Annotated in this window: 17 protein-coding genes; 7 read left to right on the top strand and 10 right to left on the bottom strand. The window is 69.4% G+C overall.

Features of this window, described 5'->3' with window-relative positions; all coding sequences use genetic code 11:
• Positions 1-34: 34 nt before the first annotated feature.
• Positions 35-2,290: an ATP-binding cassette domain-containing protein gene (locus C0012_RS00195; RefSeq protein ID WP_110588856.1), complete on the top strand. Its 2,256-nt coding sequence runs from the start codon at positions 35-37 to the stop codon at positions 2,288-2,290.
• Positions 2,291-2,359: 69 nt separating this feature from the next.
• Here the strand turns inward: C0012_RS00195 and C0012_RS00190 are convergent, their stop codons facing one another.
• The 4 genes from C0012_RS00190 to C0012_RS15310 form a co-directional block, all read right to left on the bottom strand.
• On the bottom strand, positions 2,360-3,454 hold the full coding sequence (locus tag C0012_RS00190; RefSeq protein ID WP_110588746.1) for a flavin-containing monooxygenase: 1,095 nt from the start codon (positions 3,452-3,454) through the stop codon (positions 2,360-2,362).
• Between the two features lie 42 nt (positions 3,455-3,496).
• Positions 3,497-4,465, bottom strand: a complete 969-nt coding sequence (gene cofD / locus C0012_RS00185; RefSeq protein WP_110588747.1) for a 2-phospho-L-lactate transferase — start codon at positions 4,463-4,465, stop codon at positions 3,497-3,499.
• 64 nt (positions 4,466-4,529) lie between these two features.
• A complete protein-coding gene (locus C0012_RS00180; protein ID WP_162621825.1) occupies positions 4,530-5,615 on the bottom strand; it encodes a GNAT family N-acetyltransferase in 1,086 nt (361 codons plus the stop codon).
• Positions 5,616-5,697: 82 nt separating this feature from the next.
• Positions 5,698-6,000 carry a hypothetical protein gene (locus tag C0012_RS15310; protein WP_162621826.1) on the bottom strand — a complete coding sequence of 101 codons (303 nt, stop codon included), beginning with the start codon at positions 5,998-6,000 and terminating at the stop codon, positions 5,698-5,700.
• A gap of 522 nt (positions 6,001-6,522) precedes the next feature.
• Here C0012_RS15310 and smc point away from each other — a divergent pair.
• From smc to C0012_RS00160, 4 genes are read left to right on the top strand one after another with little or no spacing between them, the layout of a single operon-like run.
• Positions 6,523-10,128, top strand: coding sequence for a chromosome segregation protein SMC (gene smc / locus C0012_RS00175; RefSeq protein WP_110588749.1), 3,606 nt, complete (start codon positions 6,523-6,525; stop codon positions 10,126-10,128).
• A complete protein-coding gene (locus tag C0012_RS00170) occupies positions 10,125-11,249 on the top strand; it encodes a class I SAM-dependent methyltransferase (RefSeq protein WP_110588750.1) in 1,125 nt (374 codons plus the stop codon). The genes smc and C0012_RS00170 overlap by 4 nt, the downstream gene beginning before the upstream one ends.
• Before the next feature lie 23 nt (positions 11,250-11,272).
• The gene (gene ftsY / locus C0012_RS00165; RefSeq protein WP_110588751.1) at positions 11,273-12,142 is read left to right on the top strand and encodes a signal recognition particle-docking protein FtsY; all 870 of its coding nucleotides are present in this window, start codon (positions 11,273-11,275) and stop codon (positions 12,140-12,142) included.
• Positions 12,143-12,197: 55 nt separating this feature from the next.
• The gene (locus C0012_RS00160; RefSeq protein WP_110588752.1) at positions 12,198-12,698 is read left to right on the top strand and encodes a DUF2004 domain-containing protein; all 501 of its coding nucleotides are present in this window, start codon (positions 12,198-12,200) and stop codon (positions 12,696-12,698) included.
• Between the two features lie 110 nt (positions 12,699-12,808).
• Here the strand turns inward: C0012_RS00160 and C0012_RS00155 are convergent, their stop codons facing one another.
• The 6 genes from C0012_RS00155 to lipB form a co-directional block, all read right to left on the bottom strand.
• The gene (locus C0012_RS00155; protein WP_110588753.1) at positions 12,809-14,293 is read right to left on the bottom strand and encodes an ATP-binding cassette domain-containing protein; all 1,485 of its coding nucleotides are present in this window, start codon (positions 14,291-14,293) and stop codon (positions 12,809-12,811) included.
• Positions 14,290-15,108, bottom strand: coding sequence for an ABC transporter permease (locus C0012_RS00150; RefSeq protein ID WP_110588754.1), 819 nt, complete (start codon positions 15,106-15,108; stop codon positions 14,290-14,292). The genes C0012_RS00155 and C0012_RS00150 overlap by 4 nt, the downstream gene beginning before the upstream one ends.
• Entirely contained in the window at positions 15,105-16,106 is a 1,002-nt protein-coding gene (locus tag C0012_RS00145) for an ABC transporter permease (protein ID WP_110588755.1), read from the bottom strand. The genes C0012_RS00150 and C0012_RS00145 overlap by 4 nt, the downstream gene beginning before the upstream one ends.
• Complete coding sequence (locus C0012_RS00140) at positions 16,103-17,734, bottom strand: ABC transporter substrate-binding protein (RefSeq protein WP_110588756.1); 1,632 nt, start codon at positions 17,732-17,734, stop codon at positions 16,103-16,105. The genes C0012_RS00145 and C0012_RS00140 overlap by 4 nt, the downstream gene beginning before the upstream one ends.
• Before the next feature lie 154 nt (positions 17,735-17,888).
• Entirely contained in the window at positions 17,889-18,851 is a 963-nt protein-coding gene (gene lipA, locus C0012_RS00135; protein ID WP_110588857.1) for a lipoyl synthase, read from the bottom strand.
• A gap of 50 nt (positions 18,852-18,901) precedes the next feature.
• Positions 18,902-19,543: a lipoyl(octanoyl) transferase LipB gene (lipB, locus tag C0012_RS00130; RefSeq protein ID WP_110588757.1), complete on the bottom strand. Its 642-nt coding sequence runs from the start codon at positions 19,541-19,543 to the stop codon at positions 18,902-18,904.
• An 80-nt stretch (positions 19,544-19,623) separates the two neighbouring features.
• Between lipB and C0012_RS00125 the strand changes: the two genes are divergently transcribed.
• Both C0012_RS00125 and ffh read left to right on the top strand, forming a co-directional pair.
• Complete coding sequence (locus tag C0012_RS00125) at positions 19,624-20,193, top strand: TetR/AcrR family transcriptional regulator (RefSeq protein WP_162621827.1); 570 nt, start codon at positions 19,624-19,626, stop codon at positions 20,191-20,193.
• A gap of 13 nt (positions 20,194-20,206) precedes the next feature.
• Positions 20,207-21,766: a signal recognition particle protein gene (ffh, locus tag C0012_RS00120; protein WP_110588759.1), complete on the top strand. Its 1,560-nt coding sequence runs from the start codon at positions 20,207-20,209 to the stop codon at positions 21,764-21,766.
• Positions 21,767-21,800 lie beyond the last annotated feature (34 nt).

The following is a 21,800-nucleotide window of genomic DNA, read 5'->3' as shown; positions in this document are numbered from 1 at the left end:
AGATCTGTCCGCATTTGACCATACGGTCGACACCATGACGGAGCAGAGCATTCGCGTTCGACAGGCTGTGACCAACAACCTCGACCATCTCGACCTCGACATCCGCAGGAGGCGACTCGTCGTCATTGCAGGCGTCTCCGGATCGGGAAAGTCCTCGTTGGTGTTCGACACCATCGCAGCCGAGGCGGGTGCAGAGCTCAACGAGACCTACCCGCCGTTCACCCGCAATCGCCTGCCGAAATGGACGCGGCCCGATGTCGGGAGCATCGAGGGGCTCTCACCCGTCATCGTCGTCGACCAGCGACGCCTCGGCGGCAATGTGCGCTCAACGGTCGGTACGATCACCGACAGCTGGACCTATCTGCGTCTCCTCTTCTCCCGGCTGAGCGAGCCGCACGTCGGTGAGTCTTCGGCATTCTCCTTCAACGACCCTTCGGGCATGTGCCCGAGGTGCTCAGGAGTCGGGGAGGTCGTGGCGCCCGACGTCGAGAAGTTCCTCGACCAGGATCGTCGCCTCGACGAAGGAGCGATCATTCTCCCCGGTTTCGGGGAGGGCCAGTACTGGTATCGGAAGTACGCCGAGATCGGTGTCTTCGCCGTCGACTCGCCGTTGCGAGCTTGGCCCCGCGAGCATATCGACGCTCTGCTCTACGGCGGGCAGAGCGCGAGGGACCTCGCCGTCGAGGTGCCGAAGGACTACGAGGGGGTTGTCGAGCGATTCGAGCGGATCTACCTGCGGACCTCGGCCACCATCTCCGATCGCAAACGGAAGACGATCGCCGAGTTCACCCGCTCGGCGACGTGCCCCGACTGTCACGGGGAACGCCTCAACGAAGCCGCCCGCGCCGCGATCGTCGGCGACCACACGATCGGAGAGCTGGCCCGTCTCGAGATCCCCGAACTTCGCGACGTCGTCGCGCGGATAGATCGGCCCGAGGTGAGCACCGTTGTCACCGCGCTTCTCGAACGACTCGACGCGATGGACACCATCGGACTCGGATACCTCCACCTCGCCCGCGCAACCTCCTCCCTCTCGGGTGGTGAGTCTCAGCGCATCAAGCTTGTCAAGCACCTGGGTTCGAGTCTCATCGAGATGCTCTACGTCTTCGACGAGCCGACGGTGGGCCTTCATCCCCACGATGTGGAGGCGATGGTCGGTCTCCTCTGCCGACTCCGCGATCGTGGGAACACCGTCCTCGTTGTGGAGCACGATCCCGCCGTCATGGCCTGTGCTGAGGAGATCATCGAGATCGGCCCCGGTCCGGGAAGCGCGGGAGGCCGTCTCGTCTTTCAGGGAACGTTCGACAGCCTCCTCGACTCCGACGGGCCGACGGGCCGAGCCCTCAGGGCGCAGACCCCGGCGACCTCGTCGCCCAGGCAACCGACCGGTTGGGTCACGATCGCGCACGCGGGGACGAACAACCTCCGCGACATCACCGTCGACATCCCGTGCGGTGTGATGACCGTCTTCACGGGAGTCGCCGGATCGGGAAAGTCGAGCCTGGCCACCGAACTCGTCGCCCAGCACGGGGCGATCACGATTGACCAGAAGCCGGTATCGGCGAATCGCCGATCGACTCCGATCACCTACACCGGCATCGCGCAGGCCCTGCGGAAACACTTCGCGAGGATCACCGGTGCACCGGTAAGCCTGTTCAGCGCGAACTCGGACGGTGGCTGTGCGACGTGCACGGGCCTCGGAACCATCCACACCGACCTCGCGTTCATGGATGGGCAGGAGACGACGTGCCCGACGTGCCAGGGGACGAAATACTCTGCCGAGGCGCGCGCCCACCATGTCGACGGGCTCTCCATCGCCGACGTCGAGCTCCTGACCGTCACCGAGGCGATCGAGCGGCTCGATGAACCGGCGATACGGTCGCGACTCGTCCCACTCGATCGGGTCGGACTGGGGTATCTCCGACTCGGACAGCCGCTCAGCACGGTCTCGGGCGGCGAGGCTCAGCGGGTGAAGATCGCAAAGGAGCTCAGGGACGCGACGGGGCCGAGCATCTACCTCCTCGACGAACCGACGACGGGACTCCACCTCAGCGACATCGCACGACTCGTATCGGTACTTGGCGAACTCATCGAGCACGGTCACACCGTCGTCGTCATCGAACACAACCTCGAGGTGATCCGCGTGGCCGACTGGCTCGTCGACCTCGGGCCCGGTCCTGGACGCCACGGGGGTCGGGTGCTCTACTCCGGGCTCGTCGACGGCATCGGCGAGACCGCGACAGGACGGGTCCTGCGAGAGACACCCTGGGGTCGCGTGGCCACATCGTGAAAGGCTGCGACGGGGCTCGACGATGACGCCGAGACGGGAATGAGCCGATCGGCACGGGAGTGAACGGCGTCAGAGCGAGAGGTCGCGCACGAGATCTGCGACCGCCTCGCGGCCGGCGCGATTGGCGCCGACGGTCGACTGGGAGGGCCCGAAGCCGATGAGGTGGACGCGCGGCTCACCGAACACGGCCGTGCCGCGCAGCGCGACCCCGCCGAGCTCGTTGACGAGGAACAGCGGTTCGAGGTGCCGAATGTCGGCGCGGAAGCCCGTCGCCCAGAGGATCGCGTCGACGGGAACAACGGATCCGTCGGCCTCGCGCACACCGTTCGGTTCGATGCGCACGAACATCGGGCGTCGCTCGAGTGCGCCGCGGTCGTGCGCCGCCCGGGCGTCTTCGTTCCAGATCAGGCCTGTGTAGCTGACGATGCTGCCGATCGGGCGCCCCGCCTCGGCGTCGGCCGTGACCTTCGCGATCGTCTCGCGCCCCGTCGTTTCGGGCTGGAAGTGGCCTTCGATGAACGTCGGTTCGCGCCGGGTGTACCAGAAGGTCTCGGCGACGCGAGAGATCTCTTCGAGCAGCTGAATCGCTGAGATCCCGCCGCCGACGATCGCCACACGCTGCCCCGCGAAGTCTTCGAGGCGCGTGTAGTCGCGGGCGTGGAGCATCCTGCCCCCGAAGGATCCCGCTCCGGGGAAGTCCGGGATCCGGGGAGTGTTCCACGTGCCGGTCGCATTGATGACGGCCCGCGTGCGCCACATCCCTTCGCGGGTCTGCACGAGCAGCTCGCCGTCCTCCTCGTCGTCGGCGTACTCCACACTCTCGACCGACATGGGGCGGACGATCGGCAGTCTCGTCTTCTGCTCGAAGTCCGCGAAGTAGCGCGGGACGGCGTCGCGGCTCGGCTCAGCGGGATCCAGCTCGGGCTGCCGTGTGCCGGGCAGACCGAAGATGCCGTTGAGCTTCGCGACGGCCAGCGATGCCCAGCGATGCTGCCACGCGCCACCGGGGGAGTCGTTCGCGTCGAAGACGACGAACGTGCGCTCCGCGCGCGGATCCTCGAGGGCGCTCACGAAGCCGCGGTGGGCGAGGTGGAAGGCCGCCGAGAGCCCCGCCTGGCCGGCGCCGATGACGATGACCGTGGCGAATCGAGAGGCGGCGGTCACACTCTCGACAACCGGCGTCGAGCCCGCGCTATTCCACGGCGGTCAGCGCGCGATTCCCGAGGCGAGCGCAAGCGCGTCGCGCGCGAGCTGGGCCGAAGAATCCGCGTCGCGCATCCAGAGTGGAACCGCGCGCGTGGTGATGCCGAGCGCGCGGAGCGGATCTGCGGCCGCAACGTCCGTCTCGTCGACGAGCCAGCCGTCGAGGATCCCGCCGCTAGCGCGCGCACCGTAGTGCTCGGCGACGGCGCGCGCCGATGTCTCGACGCCGATCGCGGTGAGGCAGGCATCGGCCATGCCGCGCACGACAGATCCGTCGATGATCCCGGAGACGCCCACGATCGGAGCCCGACTGTCCGAAAGGAGATCGCGTATGCCGGGCACGGCGAGGACCGGGCCGATCGACACGACGGGGTTCGAGGGGGCGAACAGCACGACGTCGGCGTTCGCGATCGCATCGCGCGCCCCCGCGGACGGCGCCGCCAGCTCGATGCCGCGCTGCGTGAACCCGCGGGCGGGCAGCGCCGAGCGGTGTCGTACCCACCACTCCTGGAAGTGCATCGATCCGTCGTCGGTGTCGACATGCGTGTCGATCTCGGCGTCGGTGGCGGGGTGCAGGGTCGCGCCGAGCGGCCAGCGGGATCCGAGGCGCGCATACACCTCGCTCACACTCGCGCCCGCGCGCAACCACGCGGTGCGCGCGATGTGGGTGCCGAGATCGAGATCGCCGAGGGTGAACCAGTCGGGCACCGTGCCCCATGCGGCGAGCTCGGCGGCGACGCGCTCGCTCTCACCCGCGCGGCCCCAGCCGCGCTCGGTGTCGTTCACACCGGCGAGCGCGTAGAGCAGGCTGTCGTGGTCGGGCGCGATGCGGAGGCCGGACAGCCACCAGTCATCGCCCGTGTTGACGACGACATCGATCGTGTCGTCCGATCCTGTGCGCCGCACGTGCTCTCGGAGGCCGAGCACGAACCGGGCACACCCCACGCCGCCGCCGATCACCGTGATGCGCATCGTTCTACCGTATAGGCCGTGGGGTGATCGATCGGCGCGCTGACGCGGTCTGGTGATCCATCGCTCACGTGAGGTGCTTGTGCCATGAGCCCTCCCAGAACACGGGGCGGAAGCCGACCGCTTCGTTGACATCCAGCATGTGCCGGTTCTCCTCCGCGTTGAACGTGACCACCGCGGGAGACTCGGAGAAGAGCTCGTGCCAGCGCAGAAGGCCGAGGCACTTGACGATGGTGCCGAGGCGGCGGCCGCGGTGCTCCGGCACGACGAGCGTGCCGTAGTTCTCGGTCGGCTTCGTACGATCCGGAGCGACGACGAGCTCGTTGAATGCGGCGACGGCTCCCGTCGGCCGGTGCACGACGGCCGTGATCGCCCACACCTGGCCCGTCGCCGCGGCGCGCAGCTCGCGGGCGCGGATGCGCTCGGCATCCCAGACCTCCGGCTCCCACTCATGGTCGCCCGACGGTACGTCGGTGCCCATTCGGGCGATCGCGGCCGCGTATCCGTCGACGTACGCCTCGGGAGTCGGGCCGGACCACCACACCGGTTCGTATTCGGGACCCGCAGCGGCGAGCGCCTCGTCGAGGCGCTCGCGGAGCGCGTCCGGATCCGATCCCTGGAAATAGGCGCTCGCGCGCTCGACCTGTCCGAGCTCATAGCCACGTCCCACAAGCGTCTGGGCGTGCTCGTCGTCGCGGGGAATGCCCCCGATGCCGGAGGAGGGGCGGAGCACCGCGTCGGGCGTGAGCCCCGCCGGGTCGAGGGGTGACGGAGCGTAGACCAATGCGTACGACCGGCCCAGATCGCGCGCTTCGCGTTCGAGTCGCGCGCACACCGCGTCGCCCACCCCGCGGCCGCGCGCGTCCGGGTGCACCGACACCATGAACTCGACGTCACGATTCGTCGAGCGGTCGTAGGTGAGCTCGCCCGCGCCGACCACGGTGCCGCCGGAGCGGGCGAGGAAGGCGCGGACGACTCGATGCTCGTGAGACCGTGCCGCCGCGAGTGTGACCGCCGGGTCCGATTCGAGCAGGTCGGACCCTGCGTCGTGCTGATACGACGCGTTGATCGTGTCGATGTACGCGCGCCAGTCGCCCGCGTCAGGCGCGTCGACGGATGCCGGGACGTGCACGGTGTCGATTGCGAGATTCACGAGCGACTCCTTTCCGAGGGTCGCCAAAAAATGTGGGTCGAGGGCGTCGCGCATCGACATTTTCTGGCGACCCTTCGTGTGGTCATCGGCCGAAGGGGTGGTTCGGCGCGCCGTGCAGCAGCGCGTGACGGGCGAGCGATGCGTCGACCGCGTGCCGTGCGTACAGCGGTGCGCGAGGGTCAGCCCGATAGCCCGAGACATCGGGCGCGGACGGCCGTTCGGGGCGCGTGCCCCAGATGAGCAGCGCGAGGCCGATGCGCATCGCGATCCGGTCGAAGAGAGCGGTCCGCGGGGCGCGGCGCCGCAGGATCGCCGCGGCGGCGGCCGTGGTCTGTGCAGCGGACCGCTGCGCAGACGGGGGACGGGTGGGAACGGAGAGGTTCACGATGAACTCCAGGAAATGAGGATGAATGCAAGAAGGATCCGCGCGGACGGCGCGGCAGAATGGCCTCGTCCGAGCGCGGCGCGAAGCGCCGCGGAGGCAGGGCGGGGAGTGAGCCCGGTCGCGCCGAGAAGCGGCGCCGGAGGGGCGGGGACGGATCCGTCAGGCGAGCGTCAGAGACAGACGCGTCGCGGAGCGGACGCGTGAGGAGATCGTGGCTCTAGTGAACCGTCGTTGATCCCTGCACAGCCGTCCCGCGACGTCGCGCATCTCGCAGAGCGGGGACGGACGTCCATGGCATCGAATTCGTGATCGTCATGGGCCTCCTCCTCTCGGACCTCTGCGGGCGATCTCACCCGGAACGGAAATGTGTGCGAACTGAAACTATGCGCAATTCACACCGCACGTCAAGCAGACATGCAGAATCCGGCGTGTCCCGTGCCGTTCCGCGGGCTCGGAGGGCCAGCCGAATAGGGTGTGTCGAGGCGCATCGCGCGGCGTGCGAGACGAGGGAGGCGGTTCGACGTGCACCTGAAGAGCCTCACCCTCAAGGGTTTCAAATCGTTCGCTCAGCCGACGACGTTCGTCCTCGAACCCGGCGTGACCGCGATCGTCGGGCCGAACGGATCCGGCAAGTCGAACGTCGTCGACGCGCTTGCCTGGGTCATGGGGGAGCAGGGTGCCAAGAGCCTGCGCGGCGGCAAGATGGAGGATGTCATCTTCGCGGGCACGGCCACGCGCGGGCCGCTCGGGCGCGCCGAGGTGCAGTTGACGATCGACAACGCCGACGGCGCGCTGCCGATCGAGTACAGCGAGGTGTCGATCCGCCGAACCCTGTTCCGCACGGGGCAGAGCGAGTATGCGATCAACGGCGAATCGTGTCGGCTGCTCGACGTGCAGGAGCTGCTGAGCGACTCTGGTCTCGGCCGCGAGATGCACGTCATCGTCGGGCAGGGTCGCCTCGACACGGTTCTCCGGGCGACGCCTGAGGAGCGCCGCGGCTTCATCGAGGAGGCGGCGGGGATCCTCAAGCATCGGCGACGCAAGGAGAAGACGCTCCGCAAGCTCGAGGCCATGGAGCAGAACCTCATGCGCCTGAGCGACCTCGCGGGCGAGATCCGGCGCCAGCTGAAGCCCCTCGGGCGCCAGGCGGAGATCGCCCGGCAAGCGCAGACGATCGCGGCCGTCGTTCGCGACGCCAAAGCCCGCCTCTATGCGGATGAGGTGGTGCAGCTGCGCACCCAGCTCGCCGAGCACGCGCGCGGCGAGCAGGAGCGGCATACGGAGCGCATCGCGCTCGAGGAGCAGATCTCCGGCGTACGTCTGCGCATCTCGCAGCTCGAGCGTGAGCAGTCGTCGAAGGCCGTCGACGAGGCGCAGCGTGTCGTGTTCGGACTCGAGCAGGTCCAGGATCGCCTCCGCGGCCTGTTCACGCTCGCGAACCAGAGGCTGGCGCTGCTCGGATCCGACGACGACGCCGACCGCCCGCAGGTGACCGTCTCGCAGCAGGCGATCGATGCCGCGCACGAGGAGGTCACCCGACTCTCCGACGGCGTCGGCGAGGCGCAGGACGCCGTCCAGACGGCTTCGCGGGAACTCGCGCGGGCGCGGTCCGAGCTCGACGCCCTCGATGTCGAGATCGCCGAGCAGAGCGCCCTCGTGAGCGAGTACGACATGCGCGTGACGACCTTGCGGGGCACCGCCGAGGCGGCCGCCCAGACACTGGAAGCGGTGCGGGGCGCCGTCGTGCGGCAGCAGGAGGCACTCGACGCGGCCGACGGGCGTCGGCGCGAGGCGCAGGAGGCATTCGAACGACTCGAGATGGCCGAGATCGGCGAGCAGGCGTCGGCCCAGCTGCAGGAGGCATACGAGCACGCGCAGCGCGAGGTGACGGCGGCCGAGAAAGCGCTCGAGGAGATCCGGGAACGTCACCGCGCCGCCGAACGCGAGGCCGACGCCCTGACGGCGAAGTCGTCGGCGCTGAGCTCGGCGCTCGATGTCAAGAACGCGGCGAGCGAGATCGTCGCGCGCGGAGACGAGGGCGTCCGGGGCCTCGTGAGCGAATCGGTGCAGGTGCGCGCCGGGTTCGAACAGGCAATCGAAGCGGTTCTCGGGCCGCTCGCAGAGGGCGTGCTCGCGGAGGATCGCGAGGCGGCATTCCGGATCGCGGACTCCACCGGCGACGCCGGCGTCGTCGATGTCGCGATCGCCGATGCTCCCGAAGGAGATCCGATTCCGTCCCCGGGCGCGGGACTCGAGCGCGCCGTCGACGTCGTCACCGCGCCGGACGGTGTCCGTGGCCTGCTGCGTTTCGTGCTCATCGCTGAGGATCTCGGCGCCGCGCGCACGCACGGCGCGCGCCTCGACGAGGGCGTCGCCGAGCGGGCGACCATCGTCACTCGGGCGGGCGAGATCGTCACGGCCCGCACGATCCGCGCCGGATCCGGCGGGGGACAGTCTCGCCTCGCGCTGCAGGCCGAGCGCGATGACGCGGCCGAGCGGCTCGCGGCCGTGCGCGAGGACGTCGAGGGGCTCGGGATCGAGCGTCGCGAGCAGCAGGACCGCGTCCAGGACGCACGGCGTGAGCAGAAGGAAGCACTGCAGACGCTCCGCGCGCATGATGCCCAGCTCGCGCAGCAGGCCGAGCACGTCAATCGCGTCACGGTGCGCTACGAGGCGGCGATCGCAGAATGCGAGCGACTGACGGCCGACCTCGACAAGGCGAAGGCCTCCGTCGCCGATTCGGAGGAGCGCGCACGACGGGCCCAGGCCGAACTCGACGCGGCGCGCGAGGAACCGCGCCCGATTCTCGATGCATCGGCCCGTGACGGTCTGCTTGCCGAGGTGGAGAAGGCGCGCGAGGCCGAGATGACCGCGCGCCTCGAGGTCGAGACCACGCGGGAGCGTGTGCGCGCCGCGGAAGCGCACGCGGCGGGTCTCGAACGGCAGCGCACGCGGGAGCAGGAGGCCGCAGAACACGCGGCGCGCCGCGCCGTGCTCCGGCGTCGTCAGCGCGAGATCGCGCAGGGCGTCGTCGAGGAGCTGCCCGCAGTGCTCGATTCAGCCGGCCGGTCCGTGTCCGAAGCCCGCTCGGCCCTCGGCGAGGCCGAGCAGGCCCGGAGCGCCGTATCGGCCGAGCTGCGGAAGCTGCGCGAGCAGGAGAGCTCGATCCGCGAGCGGCTCGCGCGCCTGACCGAGAGCGTGCACGGGATCGAGCTGCAGATCCACGAGAAGAAGCTGCACCTGGCGAGCCTGACCGAGCGCGTGCAGTCTGAGCTCGGCATGGGGGAGGAGATCCTCGTCGCCGAATACGGACCGGAACAGCCCGTGCCACTCGACGACGTGCTCGTCGAGCAGGCGGGAGCGGCGGCGGACGCAGGCTCGGGTCCGGAGAACGGCGAGAGCGAGACGGACGCCCCCGACGTCTCGGCGGGTGACGACGGACCGGGGTCTGAGACGATCCCGTACGATCGCGCCCAGCAGGAGAAGCGCCTGCGCGCCGCCGAGCGCAAGCTCAGCCAGCTCGGCCGCGTGAATCCGCTCGCGCTCGAGGAGTTCGCCGCGCTCGAGCAGCGGCACAAGTTCCTCACCGAGCAGCTCGACGACCTCACGCAGACGCGTCGCGATCTCCAGACGATCATCTCGGATCTCGACGAGCGCATGCAGACGATCTTCGCCGACGCGTTCGAGGACACGAAGCGCGCGTTCGGGGAGATGTTCCCGATCCTGTTCCCGGGCGGAACCGGCTCGATTTCGCTGACGAATCCCGACGATCTGCTGGCGACGGGGATCGACGTCGCAGTCAAGCCCGCCGGCAAGAAGATCGAGCGGCTCTCCCTGCTGTCCGGCGGTGAGCGGTCGCTTGCCGCGGTCGCCCTGCTCACGGCCATCTTCAAGGCGCGGCCGAGCCCGTTCTACATCCTCGACGAGGTCGAGGCCGCACTCGACGATGCGAACCTCGGCCGCCTGCTCGGGGTATTCGAGAAGCTCCGCGAGAACAGTCAGCTGCTCATCATCACCCACCAGAAGCGCACGATGGAGATCGCCGACGCGCTCTACGGCGTCTCGATGCGCCAGGACGGCGTCTCGGCCGTGGTGGGGCAGCGCGTGGGCGATCGAGCGAGCGCATGACCCCCGAAATCGCATACGACGAACTCGCCCCGCGCCTCAGCAGATGGCCCGACGTCGAGGCGCACGATCTCGTCGCGGCCGACGCGAGCGATCGACTGATCCTTGCCGAGGCGGGGCCCGTCGCGGGCGAGATCGTCGTCATCGGGGATCGCTACGGTGCGCTGACGCTGTCGCTCCTGCGTGCGGATCCGGACCTCCGTCTGCGCGTGCACCAGGATCCCCTGACGGGCGAGCGCGCGCTCGCCGCGAACGCCGAGCGCATCGGGCAGGACCTCACCGGCCGCGTCACCTGGCACGATCTCGACGCCTCACTGACCGCCGGGGCGAAGCTCGTGCTGCTGCAGCTTCCGCGCGGGCTCGACGCGCTCGACGAGATCGCGGGCGTCGTCGCGGACCACGCCGATTCGGATGTCCGGATCGTCGCGGGCGGGCGCGTGAAGCACATGACGCGGTCGATGAACGATGTCCTCGGCGTGCACTTCCGCTCCGTGCGGGCGAGCCGAGGCGTGGGTCGGTCGCGCGCCCTGCACGCGTCCGAACCGATCCGAGGTGCAGGCGAGGCCTGGCCGCGGTCCGTCCACACCGATATCGACCTCACCCTGTGCGCGCACGGCGCAGCGTTCGCGGGCGCCTCGTTGGACGTCGGAACACGCTTCTTCCTCGAATTTCTCGATGGTATGCCGCATGCGGAATCCGTGATCGATCTCGGCTGCGGCACCGGCGCAATCGCGGCCGCGTACGCGCGGTCCCGACCGGCCGCGCGGGTGATCGCGAGCGACCGGTCGAGCGCGGCCGTGGCCTCGGCGCGCGAGACGATGCGCGCGAACGGGCTCGCAGACCGGGTCGATGTCGTGCGGGACGACGGGCTGGGCTCCCGCCCCGACGGATCCGCCGACCTCGTCCTGCTGAATCCGCCCTTCCACTCGGGCGCCGCCGTGACCGATGCGATCGCGCCGCGCCTCTTCGCCGACGCCGCACGGGTCCTGCGCCCGGGCGGCGAACTGTGGACGGTGTGGAACAGCCACCTGCGGTATCGACCGCAGCTCGAGCGGCTTGTGGGGCCGACCCGCCAGATCGGCCGGAACCGCACCTTCTCGGTGACGGCGTCGCGGCGTCGCTGACGGTTCCCGATAGGCTGGAGTCCATGGCGGAGAAGTGGTCCCTCGGTCGCGCGCTGCGCGGCATGTTCGTGAAAGAGACGATCGACGAGAACACGTGGGACGACCTCGAAACGGCGCTCATCACCGCCGACTTCGGGCCGGACATCACCGAGGAGATCGTCGACGATCTGCGCGACAAGGTCGCCCGTTTCCACACGGAGGATCCGAAGGACCTCAAGCGGATGCTCATCGAGAGCCTCGAAGAGCGTTTCGCGAGATTCGATACGACCTTGAAGCTCACCGAGCGACCGGCGGTCGTGCTCGTTGTCGGAGTCAACGGCGTCGGTAAGACGACGACGATCGGCAAGTTCGCCCACTTCCTCGGCCGTTACGGCCGCTCGATCGTGGTCGGAGCGGCCGACACGTTCCGCGCTGCGGCGGTCGAGCAGCTGGCCACGTGGGCCGAGCGCGGCGGCGCGGCGATCGTGCGTCCCGAGAAGGAAGGGCAGGACCCTGCATCGGTCGCCTTCCAGACGATCGACTACGCCAAGCGCACCGGAACCGAGATCGTGCTCGTCGACACGGCTGGTCGTCTGCACACGAAGGCGGGCCTCATGGACGAGCTCACGAAGGTCCGTCGTGTCATCGAGAAGCAGGCGCCGATCAGCGAGGTCCTGCTCGTCCTCGACGCGACGACCGGCCAGAACGGCGTCATGCAGGCCGAGGCCTTCCTCGAGCACGCCGGGGTCACCGGTCTCGTCATCACGAAGCTCGATGGGTCCGCGAAGGGCGGCTTCGTGCTGAGCGTGCAGGAGCGCACAGGGATCCCCGTCAAGCTCCTCGGGGAGGGCGAAGGCATCGGTGATCTCTCCGGTTTCACGCCGCACGCCTTCGCCGCTCAGCTCGTCGGCTGACTCCCGCGGGCGCGCCCCCTCCCCGCGCAGGCCCTCGAAGTGGTTGAGTAGTCGTATGGCGATCGAACACGACTACTTCGGGCTCCTCGAGTCGGGTCCCGACGGCGCGATCTTCTGGTCGGAGAACGTCGATCTCGGCGATATGCGCGTCACCGTCGATCTCACGGCACCCGATCAAGAAGACGTGACGACCGACGCGCTCGACGCCGCTGCGTCTCTCGTCACGGCGCTCGACGAGATCGATCGCCGTGCGCGCGACGCGATGCTGGCCGAGGTGGACAATCGCGCGAGCGACGTGACGGAGTTCATCCTCATGATGACCGACCGCTACGGCGACACCATCGAGGACATCCTCATCGATGTGTCCGGCGACGCACCCGTCGACATCATCCGGTCGCTCGAGCTCATGAGCATGACGATCCTGGCCGATGAGCACGGTGGATCCGATCCCTTCGCGGTGCTCGAGTACGCACTCGACCCCGACGAGACCGACGACGTCCTTCTCGTGAACTTCGCGGGCGACGGCACGGTGCAGTCGGTCACGAGCGCCGACTGAGCGCCGATACACAACGACGCCAATTCTGTGCGGAGAAGCCCCTGGGCCCGGCGTGTCGCGCGCCCGGACGCAGAATTGGCGTCGTCGTGCAGGAGGGGGATCGGTCGGGACTACCGCGACGCCGAGATCAGCTCGCGCGTGAAGGCACTGGCCGGGTTCGCGTAGACGTCTTCGGTGTTCCCGGAATCGACGACCTGGCCGTCCTTCATCACGGCAACCCGATCGGAGATGCGGCGGACGACCGCGAGATCGTGCGAGATGAACACCATGGAGAGGCCCTCGCGCTCCTGAAGGCCGAGCAGCAGATCCAGGATCCCCGCCTGCGTGGTCACGTCGAGGGCCGAGACGGGCTCGTCGCAGACGAGGACGTCGGGATTCGCCGCGAGCGCGCGGGCGATCGCGACGCGCTGTCGCTGACCGCCCGAAAGCTGCGCGGGGCGGCGGGTGAGCAGCCGCGCGTCGAGTTCGACGCGGCGCAGCAGCTCCTCGGGTGACGGCGCGCCGTCGCGATGCGAGAGGCGGAGGATCTGGCCGACCGAGTGGCGCGGATCGAAGGATCCGAGCGGATCCTGCGGCACGAGCCGCACGCGAGGAGTCCCGTGGCGGGAGACGGCCCCGGAATCGGGGTGTTCGGCGCCGATGAGCAGGCGCGCGAGGGTGGACTTCCCGGACCCGGACTCGCCGACCACGCCGAGTGTCTCGCCCGCTTCCAGGGAGAACGAGACGTCGTCGACGGCGGTGACGTGGCCGTAGCGTCTCGTCACCGCGTCCGCGCGGAGGATGGGGGTGCGCGGGCGGTGCGCGGGGCGAAGGGGCGGTTTCGGGCCGCGGGGCACGGCGTCGAGAAGGGCGCGCGTCGTCGCGTGCGCTGGCTCGGCGAGGACGTGCGCGGCGGATCCGTCCTCGACCACGCGTCCCGCCTCGAGGACGGCGACCCGGTCGGCGACGCGGCGCACCGCGTGGAGGTCGTGCGTGATGAGGAGGACTGCCGCGCCGTCGTCGGCCAGGGAGCGCAGCAGATCCAGCACCCGGGCGGCGACCGTCGCATCGAGCGCCGTCGTCGGCTCGTCCGCGATCACGAGACGGGCACCGCCGACGAGCGCCGAAGCAACGAGGACACGCTGGCGCATGCCGCCTGACAGCTCGCCCGAGCGCTGCCCGAGTCGCGCCTCGGCATCGTGCAGGCCGGCGCGGTGGAGCGCTGTGACGATTCGCTGTCGTCGCTCCGTTCGCGCAACGCGTCGCACAGCGAGCGTCTCGCCCACCTCGGCCGAGACCGTGCGGAGGGGGTCGAGCGACTGCAGGGCGTCTTGCAGGACGAGCCCGATCTCGGATCCCCGCAGCCGTCGCCATGCCCGGCGACCGGCCCGTGTCATGTCCGTCCCATCGAAGGTGAGGGTCGAAGCGGCGACGCTCGCACGCGGGTCTTCCCGCGTGAGGCCGATCAGCGTGCGGGCGAGGACCGACTTGCCCGCGCCTGACTCGCCGACGACTCCGAGCACCTCGCCCGGCGACAGATCGAGCGAGACGCCGTCGAGCACGCGCCCCGCGCCGGGAAGATCGACCGTGAGATCACGGACTGTGAGAAGAGTCATCGCGTGCCTCCCGAGGAAAGCCGTCGCCCGAGGACGGTGAGCGCGGTCGCCGTGACGACGATCGCCAGGCCGGGGAAGAACGTCATCCACCAGGCCGTGCCGAGGTAGACGCGACCGGCGTTGAGCATCGAACCCCATTCGGGACTCGGCGGCTCGGCGCCGAGACCGAGGAAGCTCAGGGCCGACACCCACACGATCGCCTGACCGATCCCGAGCGTGATCATCGCGATGAGCGGCCAGAGCGTGTTCGGCACCACGTGCCGCGCGAAGACCGTCGGGGCGGAGACGCCTTCGTGCCGCGCGTACGAGACATAGTCGCTCCCGGCGACCTGCCGCACGCGGGCACGGATCATGCGCGCGTATCCGGGCGCCGTCGCGAGGCCGATCGCGAGGATCGAACTGCGCGGGCCCGGCCCCAGAACCGCGACGAAGAGCAGCGCCATGACGAGGGTGGGGAGGGCGTAGAGCACCTCGACGACGCGGGAGAGGGCTCCGTCGACGAGTCGTGTGCCGAGGCCGCTCGCGAATCCGATCAGGAGACCGAGGCCGATCCCGATAGCCGTCGCGGCGAGCCCGATTCCCGCGGAGGCGGCAGCGCCGTGGACGACGCGCGTGAGGACGTCCCGGCCCGACTCGTCGGTTCCGAACGGGTGCGCCGGCGACGGGGCCTGGAACCCCTCGGCGGGGGAGACCGCGAGAGGATCACCGGGGGCCAGGAGTCCTGGGGCCACGACGGCGACACCGATCAGCACGGCCACCAGGGTCGCGAGGATCCCCGATACGCCGAGTGCCCGACCGCGCGCCGCGGCCCTCATGCTCCCACCGCCACGTCCGGCGCGCGGAGCGACTGCGGGCGCCGCCGGAGGCGCGGATCCACGAGAAGCTCGAGGGCGTCCGTCGCGATCACGACGGCGACGTAGAGCAGCGCGACGATCACGACGGCGCCGATGACGACGGGCACGTCGCGGGCGAGGGCCGCCTCCTGGAGCAGGCGTCCGAGACCCGGCCGGGCGAACAGCACCTCGACGACGACCGCGCCGCTGAGCAGGCTGCCGAACGCCCAGCCTGAGAGCGAGATCGCAGGCAGGCTCGCGTGTCGCAGCGTATGGCGGAGCAGGACGCGCATCTCGCCCGCGCCGCGTGCGCGAGCGGTCGTCGCGAACGGCGCGGCGTCAGCGTCGTCGAGGGCGTCGTGCGAGACCTGAGACAGGAAGCCCGCGATCGGCACGGCGAGCGTGACGACCGGCAGGACGAGCGAGGCGGGGTCCGACGATGCGCTCGTGGCGGGCAGCCAGCCGAGCGACGATGCGAACACCATGATGAGCACGGCACCGAACCAGAACTGCGGTGCGACGCTCGCGACGACCTCGACGGACCTCAGCCCGGCGCGGACCAGGGCGCCGAGCCGACCGCGCGCCACGGCCTGCACGAGTGCGCCCGCGACCGTGAGGGCCCACGCGAGGGCGAGGGCGAGCACGGCGAGGAGCAGCGTCGACGGCAGGTGAGCCGCCAGCAGATCCATGACGGGCAGGCGCCGGGAGTACGAGTCGCCGAACTGCAGAGTGGCGATGTCGCGCAGCTGGAGCAGGTATTGGACGACGAGCGGCTCATCGAGCGCGTAGCGATCGATGGCGGCCTGCACGGCCTCCTCTCCGGCCTGCGAGCCCGGGCCGCCGAGGATCGCCTCGAGCGGATCGCCCGTCGCCCGCAGCGCGAAGAACACGAGCGTGCCGACGAGCCACACGACGCCGATGGCGGCACCGAGCTTCCCGGCGATCCACCGGAGCGAGACCGCCCACCGGCGCGGAGTCATTCGGTCAGCTGCGCGTTCACGAACGTCGGGGTCGAGATCGTGTGGATCGCCGTGACCCCCGTGACGCCGTTCGTGAGGAAGTGGTTCTGCTGGTCGTACAGCGGCAGCACCGCGTGAGTGTCGAGGATGATCCGCTGCGCCTGCGTGTACAGATCGGCGCGTTCATCCGGATCGGTCGTCGCGAGTGCCTCCTCGAGGAAGGCGTCGAGGTCCGGATCCGTCAGCTGCGCGTTGTTGGCGAAGTAGCCGGACGGCGCGGGGACCGTGCTGTCGGAGTGGTACAGGATGCGCAGCACGTCGGGGCCGACGGTCGTATACGGGGCCGAGACGGCCTCGTAGTCGTGGGCCGCGAGAGCGCCGTACCAGCTCGAGAGGTCCATCGGCTCGAGCTGCAGATCGAAGCCGACCGCTGCCGTGTTGGCCTGGATCTGTTCGAATAGCGACTGCTCGGCCGCCGTCGACTGGTTCGTCGAGACAGGGAAGCGCGCTGTGAGCGTCTCGCCGTCCTTCATGCGCGTGCCACTGTCGGTGCGCTCCGTCCACCCGGCCTCGTCGAGCAGCGCGTTCGCGGCGTCGGCGTCGGTGCGGAACAGCTCCTCATCGGACAGCCGCACGGGCTCCTCCGATGAGAGAACCGAGAACGAACGGGTGGCCGTGCCGGCGAAGAGCGTCTCGATGCCGGGGGAGGGATCAGCTGCCCGGAGGAATGCCTCACGCACCCGGTCGTCATCGAACGGCGGCTGCGCAGTGTTCAGCTCGATACGATTCGACGCGGCCGGTCGCGGCGCATCGAGATGCCCGAACCCCTGCCCGTCCGCGGCGGCGATGTCGGTCGGGAGCGGGTTGTCGATGACGTGCACCTCGCCCGAGGCGAGGGCGGCCTGGCGCGTCGCCGCATCGGGGATGAAGCGCCACTCGATCTGCTCGACGTGCGCCGGGCCGTCGTGGTCGATCTCGGGGTTGGTCGGCACATAGTCGTCGTTTCGCGTCAGGGTGACCGACTCCTGCGGCGACCAGCTCTCGACCACGAAGGGACCGGTGCCGATGGGTGCCTGGCAGTTCTCGTCGTTGCCGCGCGCGATTCCCTCGGGTGACTCCATCGCTGCCCACTGCTGGCTCAGGACCTCGAGCATGGCCGACTTCGGGGTCGACAGGTGCAGGCGCACATGGGAGTCGTCGACGACCTCGACGCTGTCGACCTGCTCGACGGCGAGATAGCCCGTCGACGAGGCAGTGTCGGGATCCTGCAGATGCTCGATGTTCGCCTTGACCGCCTCCGCGTCGAATGGCGTGCCGTCGGTGAAGGAGATGTCGTCGCGCAGCGCGATGTCCCAGGTAAGGCCGTCGTCGGACGCCTCGCCCGACTCGGCCAGCCAGGGGACGATCTCGCCCTCTGCGTCACGGCCGAAGAGCGGCTCGAGGTACTGCGTCGAGAGCAGCCCCTGCGGGTAGTTGCCGCCGACGTGCGGGTCGAGACAGCTCGGCTCGGCATCGCCGGTCGCGTAGACGAGCGTTCCCCCGGAGACCGGCTCGGGGGATCCGCCCCCGTCGGACGGGGCGCATCCGACCGCAAGGAGTGCGGCGGAAGCGAGAGCGGCGGCGGGCAGGACGCGGCGGAACGGGAGCATGGATCCCCTCGGGAGACGAGTATGGACGCGGTCCAGAAATGGACCGTCGACCAGCCTAACGCGCGATCACGCGCCCGGATTCCCGGGATCCGCGATCCGCGCGAGATCATCCTCCTCGCGGGGACACCGGATCCGGAACTCTCTCACGGGAGGATCACACCGCCTGGGCGAACTCCGCGGGCGCGCTGTCGGCGATGTGCTGCAGGTGTGCGGGGATCTCGCGACCCTTCTCGCGCATCGACTGCGCCCAGAGGCGTCCGGCACGGTACGACGAACGCACGAGCGGGCCGGCGAGGACGCCGAGGAAGCCGATCCCTTCCGCGATCTTCTTCAGCTCGACGAACTCGTCGGGCTTGACCCAGCGCTGCACCGGCAGGTGGCGCGGTGAGGGGCGCAGATACTGCGTGAGGGTGATGATGTCGCACCCGGCGTCTCGAAGGTCCTGCAGAGCGCCCACGACCTCGTCGGGTTCTTCCCCCATGCCGAGGATGAGGTTCGACTTCGTGATGAGCCCCGCCTCGTGTCCCTGCGTCAGCACGCCGAGCGAGCGCTCGTAGGTGAACGCGGGGCGGATCCGGCGGAAGACGCGCGGCACGGTCTCGACGTTGTGCGCGAACACCTCGGGGCGCGCCTCGAAGATCTGGCCGAGGTGGGCGGGATCCCCACCGTGATCGTTGGCGAGAAGCTCGACGCCCGTGTTCGGGTTGAGCGCGTGGATCTGCCGTACCGTCTCGGCGTTCAACCACGCGCCCGTGTCGTCGAGATCGTCGCGAGCGACGCTCGTCACGGTGGCGTAGCGCAGTCCCATGCGCCGCACCGACTCGGCCACGCGGCGCGGCTCGTCCGTGTCGTACTCGGCAGGCTTGCCCGTGTCGATCTGGCAGAAGTCGCAGCGCCTCGTGCACTGGGATCCGCCGATGAGGAACGTCGCCTCGCGGTCTTCCCAGCACTCGAAGATGTTGGGGCAGCCCGCCTCCTGGCACACGGTGTGAAGGTCCTCGGTCTTCACGAGCGACTGCAGCTCGCGGTATTCGGGCCCCTGTCGCACGCGGGTCTTGATCCACTCGGGCTTCTTCTCGATCGGCGTCGACGCATTGCGCACCTCGAGCCGCAGCATCTTGCGGCCATTCGGAGCGGTCGTGTTCGCGACCCCGGTTCCGCAGGCGCTCACGCGGGAACCTCCTCGAAGACGCTGCGGAACGCGGTGACGGCGGCTCCGGAGATGTCTGCGGGAGAGACTTCGCGCCCGATCTCGCGTGTGATCGTCGTCACGCCGGCATCGGTGATTCCGCAGGGGATGATCTCGTCGTACGGCGCGAGCGAATTGCTGCAGTTGAGGGCGAAACCGTGCATCGCGACGCCCTTCTCGACGCGCACGCCGATCGCCGCGATCTTGTTCGGCGAGCCGCCCGTCTCGACCCAGACGCCCGTACGGCCCTTGACCTGCGTGCCCTCGATGCCGAGGGGGGCGAGCAATTCGATGAGCATGCGCTCGAGCCGGCGCACATGGCCGACGACCTCGCGCTGCTCGCCGACGCGGATGATCGGATAGCCGACCAGCTGACCCGGGCCGTGCCACGTGATCTTGCCGCCGCGATCGACGTCGACGACCGGAGTGGCGCCGAGGCCGGGACGCTCGTGGTCCTCGGTGCGCGATCCGGCGGTGAAGACTGCTTCGTGTTCGAGCAGGATGAGCGTCTCCTCCCGCGTTCCGGCGACGACGCCGTCGTGGATCCGGCGCTGCAGATCCCAGCCGTCGCGATACGTGACGAATCGCGGGGCGAAGCCCGCCTCGAACACATCGATCATCTCTGCTCCTCGAATTCATGGACGGAGTCCAGGAACACCTTAGCGCGCCCATCGAGGTTGCAGGCCTCTACGCTGAGGGCGTGGCGACGACAGGAGGACGGCCGGGCCGGCCGAAGGCGATCTCGCGCGAGATGCTCGCCGAGGCCGCCTGTGAGCTGTTCCTGGAGAAGGGGCACGACGCGACGAGCGTCACCGAGATCGCGACGCGCGCGGGCATCAGCCGCTCGAGCTTCTTCAACTACGCCGCGAGCAAGGCGGAACTGCTCTGGGGGTCGTTCGATGAACGGATCGCCGGGGCCGACCGCGCGGTCGACGACGGGGCTTTGCCGGAGGAGGCGCTGCGATCCATCGCAGCGGGATTCGCGCCCGATACCCTCGCGCTCATCATCGGCAACGCGGAGGCCATGCGGATCGAGGAGGACCTCGAACGTGAAGCCGCGGTGCGGATGTGGCGGATCACGGCACTCGCCGGTCGCTCCCTGCGGCGTGCCGGATACTCCGATGCGGCGGCCGCCGTGCGTGGCGGCGCCTACGGGGCGGCGATGATGTCGTCCATCTGGGCGTGGGCTGGCGCGGGCGCGGGAAGCGCACCGCTCGTCGCGCACCTCGACGCGGCCCTCGCGGAGGTCGCGTCGCCGCGATCACGGTAGAATCGGGAGAATCATGGCTACTTTCGGCACGCTCTCCGACCGTCTCACCGAGACCTTCAAGAATCTCCGCACCAAGGGACGGCTGTCGGCGGCCGACGTCGACGGCACCGTGCGTGAGATCAGGCGTGCCCTGCTCGACGCCGACGTCGCGCTCGAGGTCGTCAAGGAATTCACATCGCACGTGCGCGAGCGCGCACTCGGCGACGAGGTGAACAAGGCTCTCAACCCGGCCCAGCAGGTCGTGCAGATCGTCAACGAGGAGCTCGTTCGCATCCTCGGCGGCGAGCAGCGCAAGCTGCGCTTCGCGAAGACGCCGCCGACCGTGATCATGCTCGCGGGCCTGCAGGGGTCGGGTAAGACGACGTTCGCGGGCAAGCTCGCCAAGAAGCTGCAGAAAGACGGCCACACGCCGATCCTCGTCGCGGCCGACCTTCAGCGACCGAACGCCGTGAATCAGCTGCAGATCGTCGCCGAGCAGGCGGGTGCTGCGGTCTACGCCCCCGAGCCGGGCAACGGCGTCGGCGATCCTGTCAAGGTCTCGGAGGCGGGCGTCGAGCTCGCCAAGCAGCGCCAGCACGACATCGTCATCATCGACACGGCCGGCCGCCTCGGCGTCGACGAGGAGCTCATGAAGCAGGCCTCGAAGATCCGTCGCGCGACGGATCCAGACGAGGTCCTGTTCGTCATCGACTCGATGATCGGTCAGGACGCCGTGAACACGGCGAAGGCCTTCCTTGAGGGCGTCGACTTCACGGGCGTCGTCCTGTCGAAGCTTGACGGAGACCAGCGCGGCGGCGCCGCGCTCTCGGTCGCTTCCGTGACGCAGCGCCCGATCATCTTCGCGTCGACGGGCGAGGACCTCGATGCGCTCGAGGACTTCCACCCCGATCGCATGGCGAGCCGAATCCTCGATCTCGGCGACATCCTCACGCTCATCGAGCAGGCCCAGCAGGCCTTCGACGAGGAAGAGGCGCAGAAGGTCGCCGACAAGCTCGCGAAGGAGGCCTTCACCCTCGACGACTTCCTCGAGCAGATGCAGCAGCTCAAGAAGATGGGCTCGATGAAGAAGATGCTCGGCATGCTCCCCGGCATGGGCGGGCAGATGAAGCAGCAGCTGCAGGACTTCGACGAGAGCGAGATCGGTCGCACCGAGGCGATCATCCGCGGCATGACCCCTGCCGAGCGTCATAACACGAAGATCCTCAACGGTTCCCGCCGCGCGCGCATCGCTCGCGGATCGGGCGTGACCGTCACCGACGTCAATCAGCTCGTGAACCGCTTCGAGCAGGCCGCGAAGATGATGAAGAAGGTTGCGCGCGGCGAGAACGCGGGCGTCCCCGGCATGGGGGCGATGCCGGGCGCGAAGCCGGGCGCCTCGTCGAAGCGCGCCAAGAAGGGCAAGAAGGGCAAGTACCAGGGCGGACGCTCGGGAAACCCAGCCAAGCGCGCGGTGCAGGGCGACGAGGCCGCCACGGCGCAGCCGACGGGATCCGGCTTCGGGCTGGGCGCATCGGCCCCGCAGCCGAGCGAAACCGACATGGCGGAGATCCAGAAGCTGTTCGGGAAGAACTGACCCCGACAGCGAACGAGGGCCGGGAGCCAATCGG

The organism is Microbacterium suaedae (genome assembly GCF_003254645.1).
In the GTDB taxonomy this organism is placed as follows: domain Bacteria; phylum Actinomycetota; class Actinomycetes; order Actinomycetales; family Microbacteriaceae; genus Microbacterium; species Microbacterium suaedae.
This window is presented reverse-complemented; position numbering and strand designations above follow the sequence as displayed.

Excerpts from the sequence above, each read along its gene's own strand:
- C0012_RS00140 (WP_110588756.1), bottom strand. The coding sequence starts at position 17,734 with ATGCTCCCGTTCCGCCGCGTCCTGCCCGCCGCCGCTCTCGCTTCCGCC.
- C0012_RS00170 (WP_110588750.1), top strand. The coding sequence starts at position 10,125 with ATGACCCCCGAAATCGCATACGACGAACTCGCCCCGCGCCTCAGCAGA.
- C0012_RS00195 (WP_110588856.1), top strand. The coding sequence starts at position 35 with ATGACGGAGCAGAGCATTCGCGTTCGACAGGCTGTGACCAACAACCTC.
- lipA (WP_110588857.1), bottom strand. The coding sequence starts at position 18,851 with ATGCTGCGGCTCGAGGTGCGCAATGCGTCGACGCCGATCGAGAAGAAG.
- ffh (WP_110588759.1), top strand. The coding sequence starts at position 20,207 with ATGGCTACTTTCGGCACGCTCTCCGACCGTCTCACCGAGACCTTCAAG.
- C0012_RS00155 (WP_110588753.1), bottom strand. The coding sequence starts at position 14,293 with ATGACTCTTCTCACAGTCCGTGATCTCACGGTCGATCTTCCCGGCGCG.
- cofD (WP_110588747.1), bottom strand. The coding sequence starts at position 4,465 with ATGCGCATCACGGTGATCGGCGGCGGCGTGGGGTGTGCCCGGTTCGTG.
- C0012_RS00150 (WP_110588754.1), bottom strand. The coding sequence starts at position 15,108 with ATGAGGGCCGCGGCGCGCGGTCGGGCACTCGGCGTATCGGGGATCCTC.
- lipB (WP_110588757.1), bottom strand. The coding sequence starts at position 19,543 with ATGATCGATGTGTTCGAGGCGGGCTTCGCCCCGCGATTCGTCACGTAT.
- ftsY (WP_110588751.1), top strand. The coding sequence starts at position 11,273 with ATGGCGGAGAAGTGGTCCCTCGGTCGCGCGCTGCGCGGCATGTTCGTG.
- C0012_RS00160 (WP_110588752.1), top strand. The coding sequence starts at position 12,198 with ATGGCGATCGAACACGACTACTTCGGGCTCCTCGAGTCGGGTCCCGAC.
- C0012_RS00145 (WP_110588755.1), bottom strand. The coding sequence starts at position 16,106 with ATGACTCCGCGCCGGTGGGCGGTCTCGCTCCGGTGGATCGCCGGGAAG.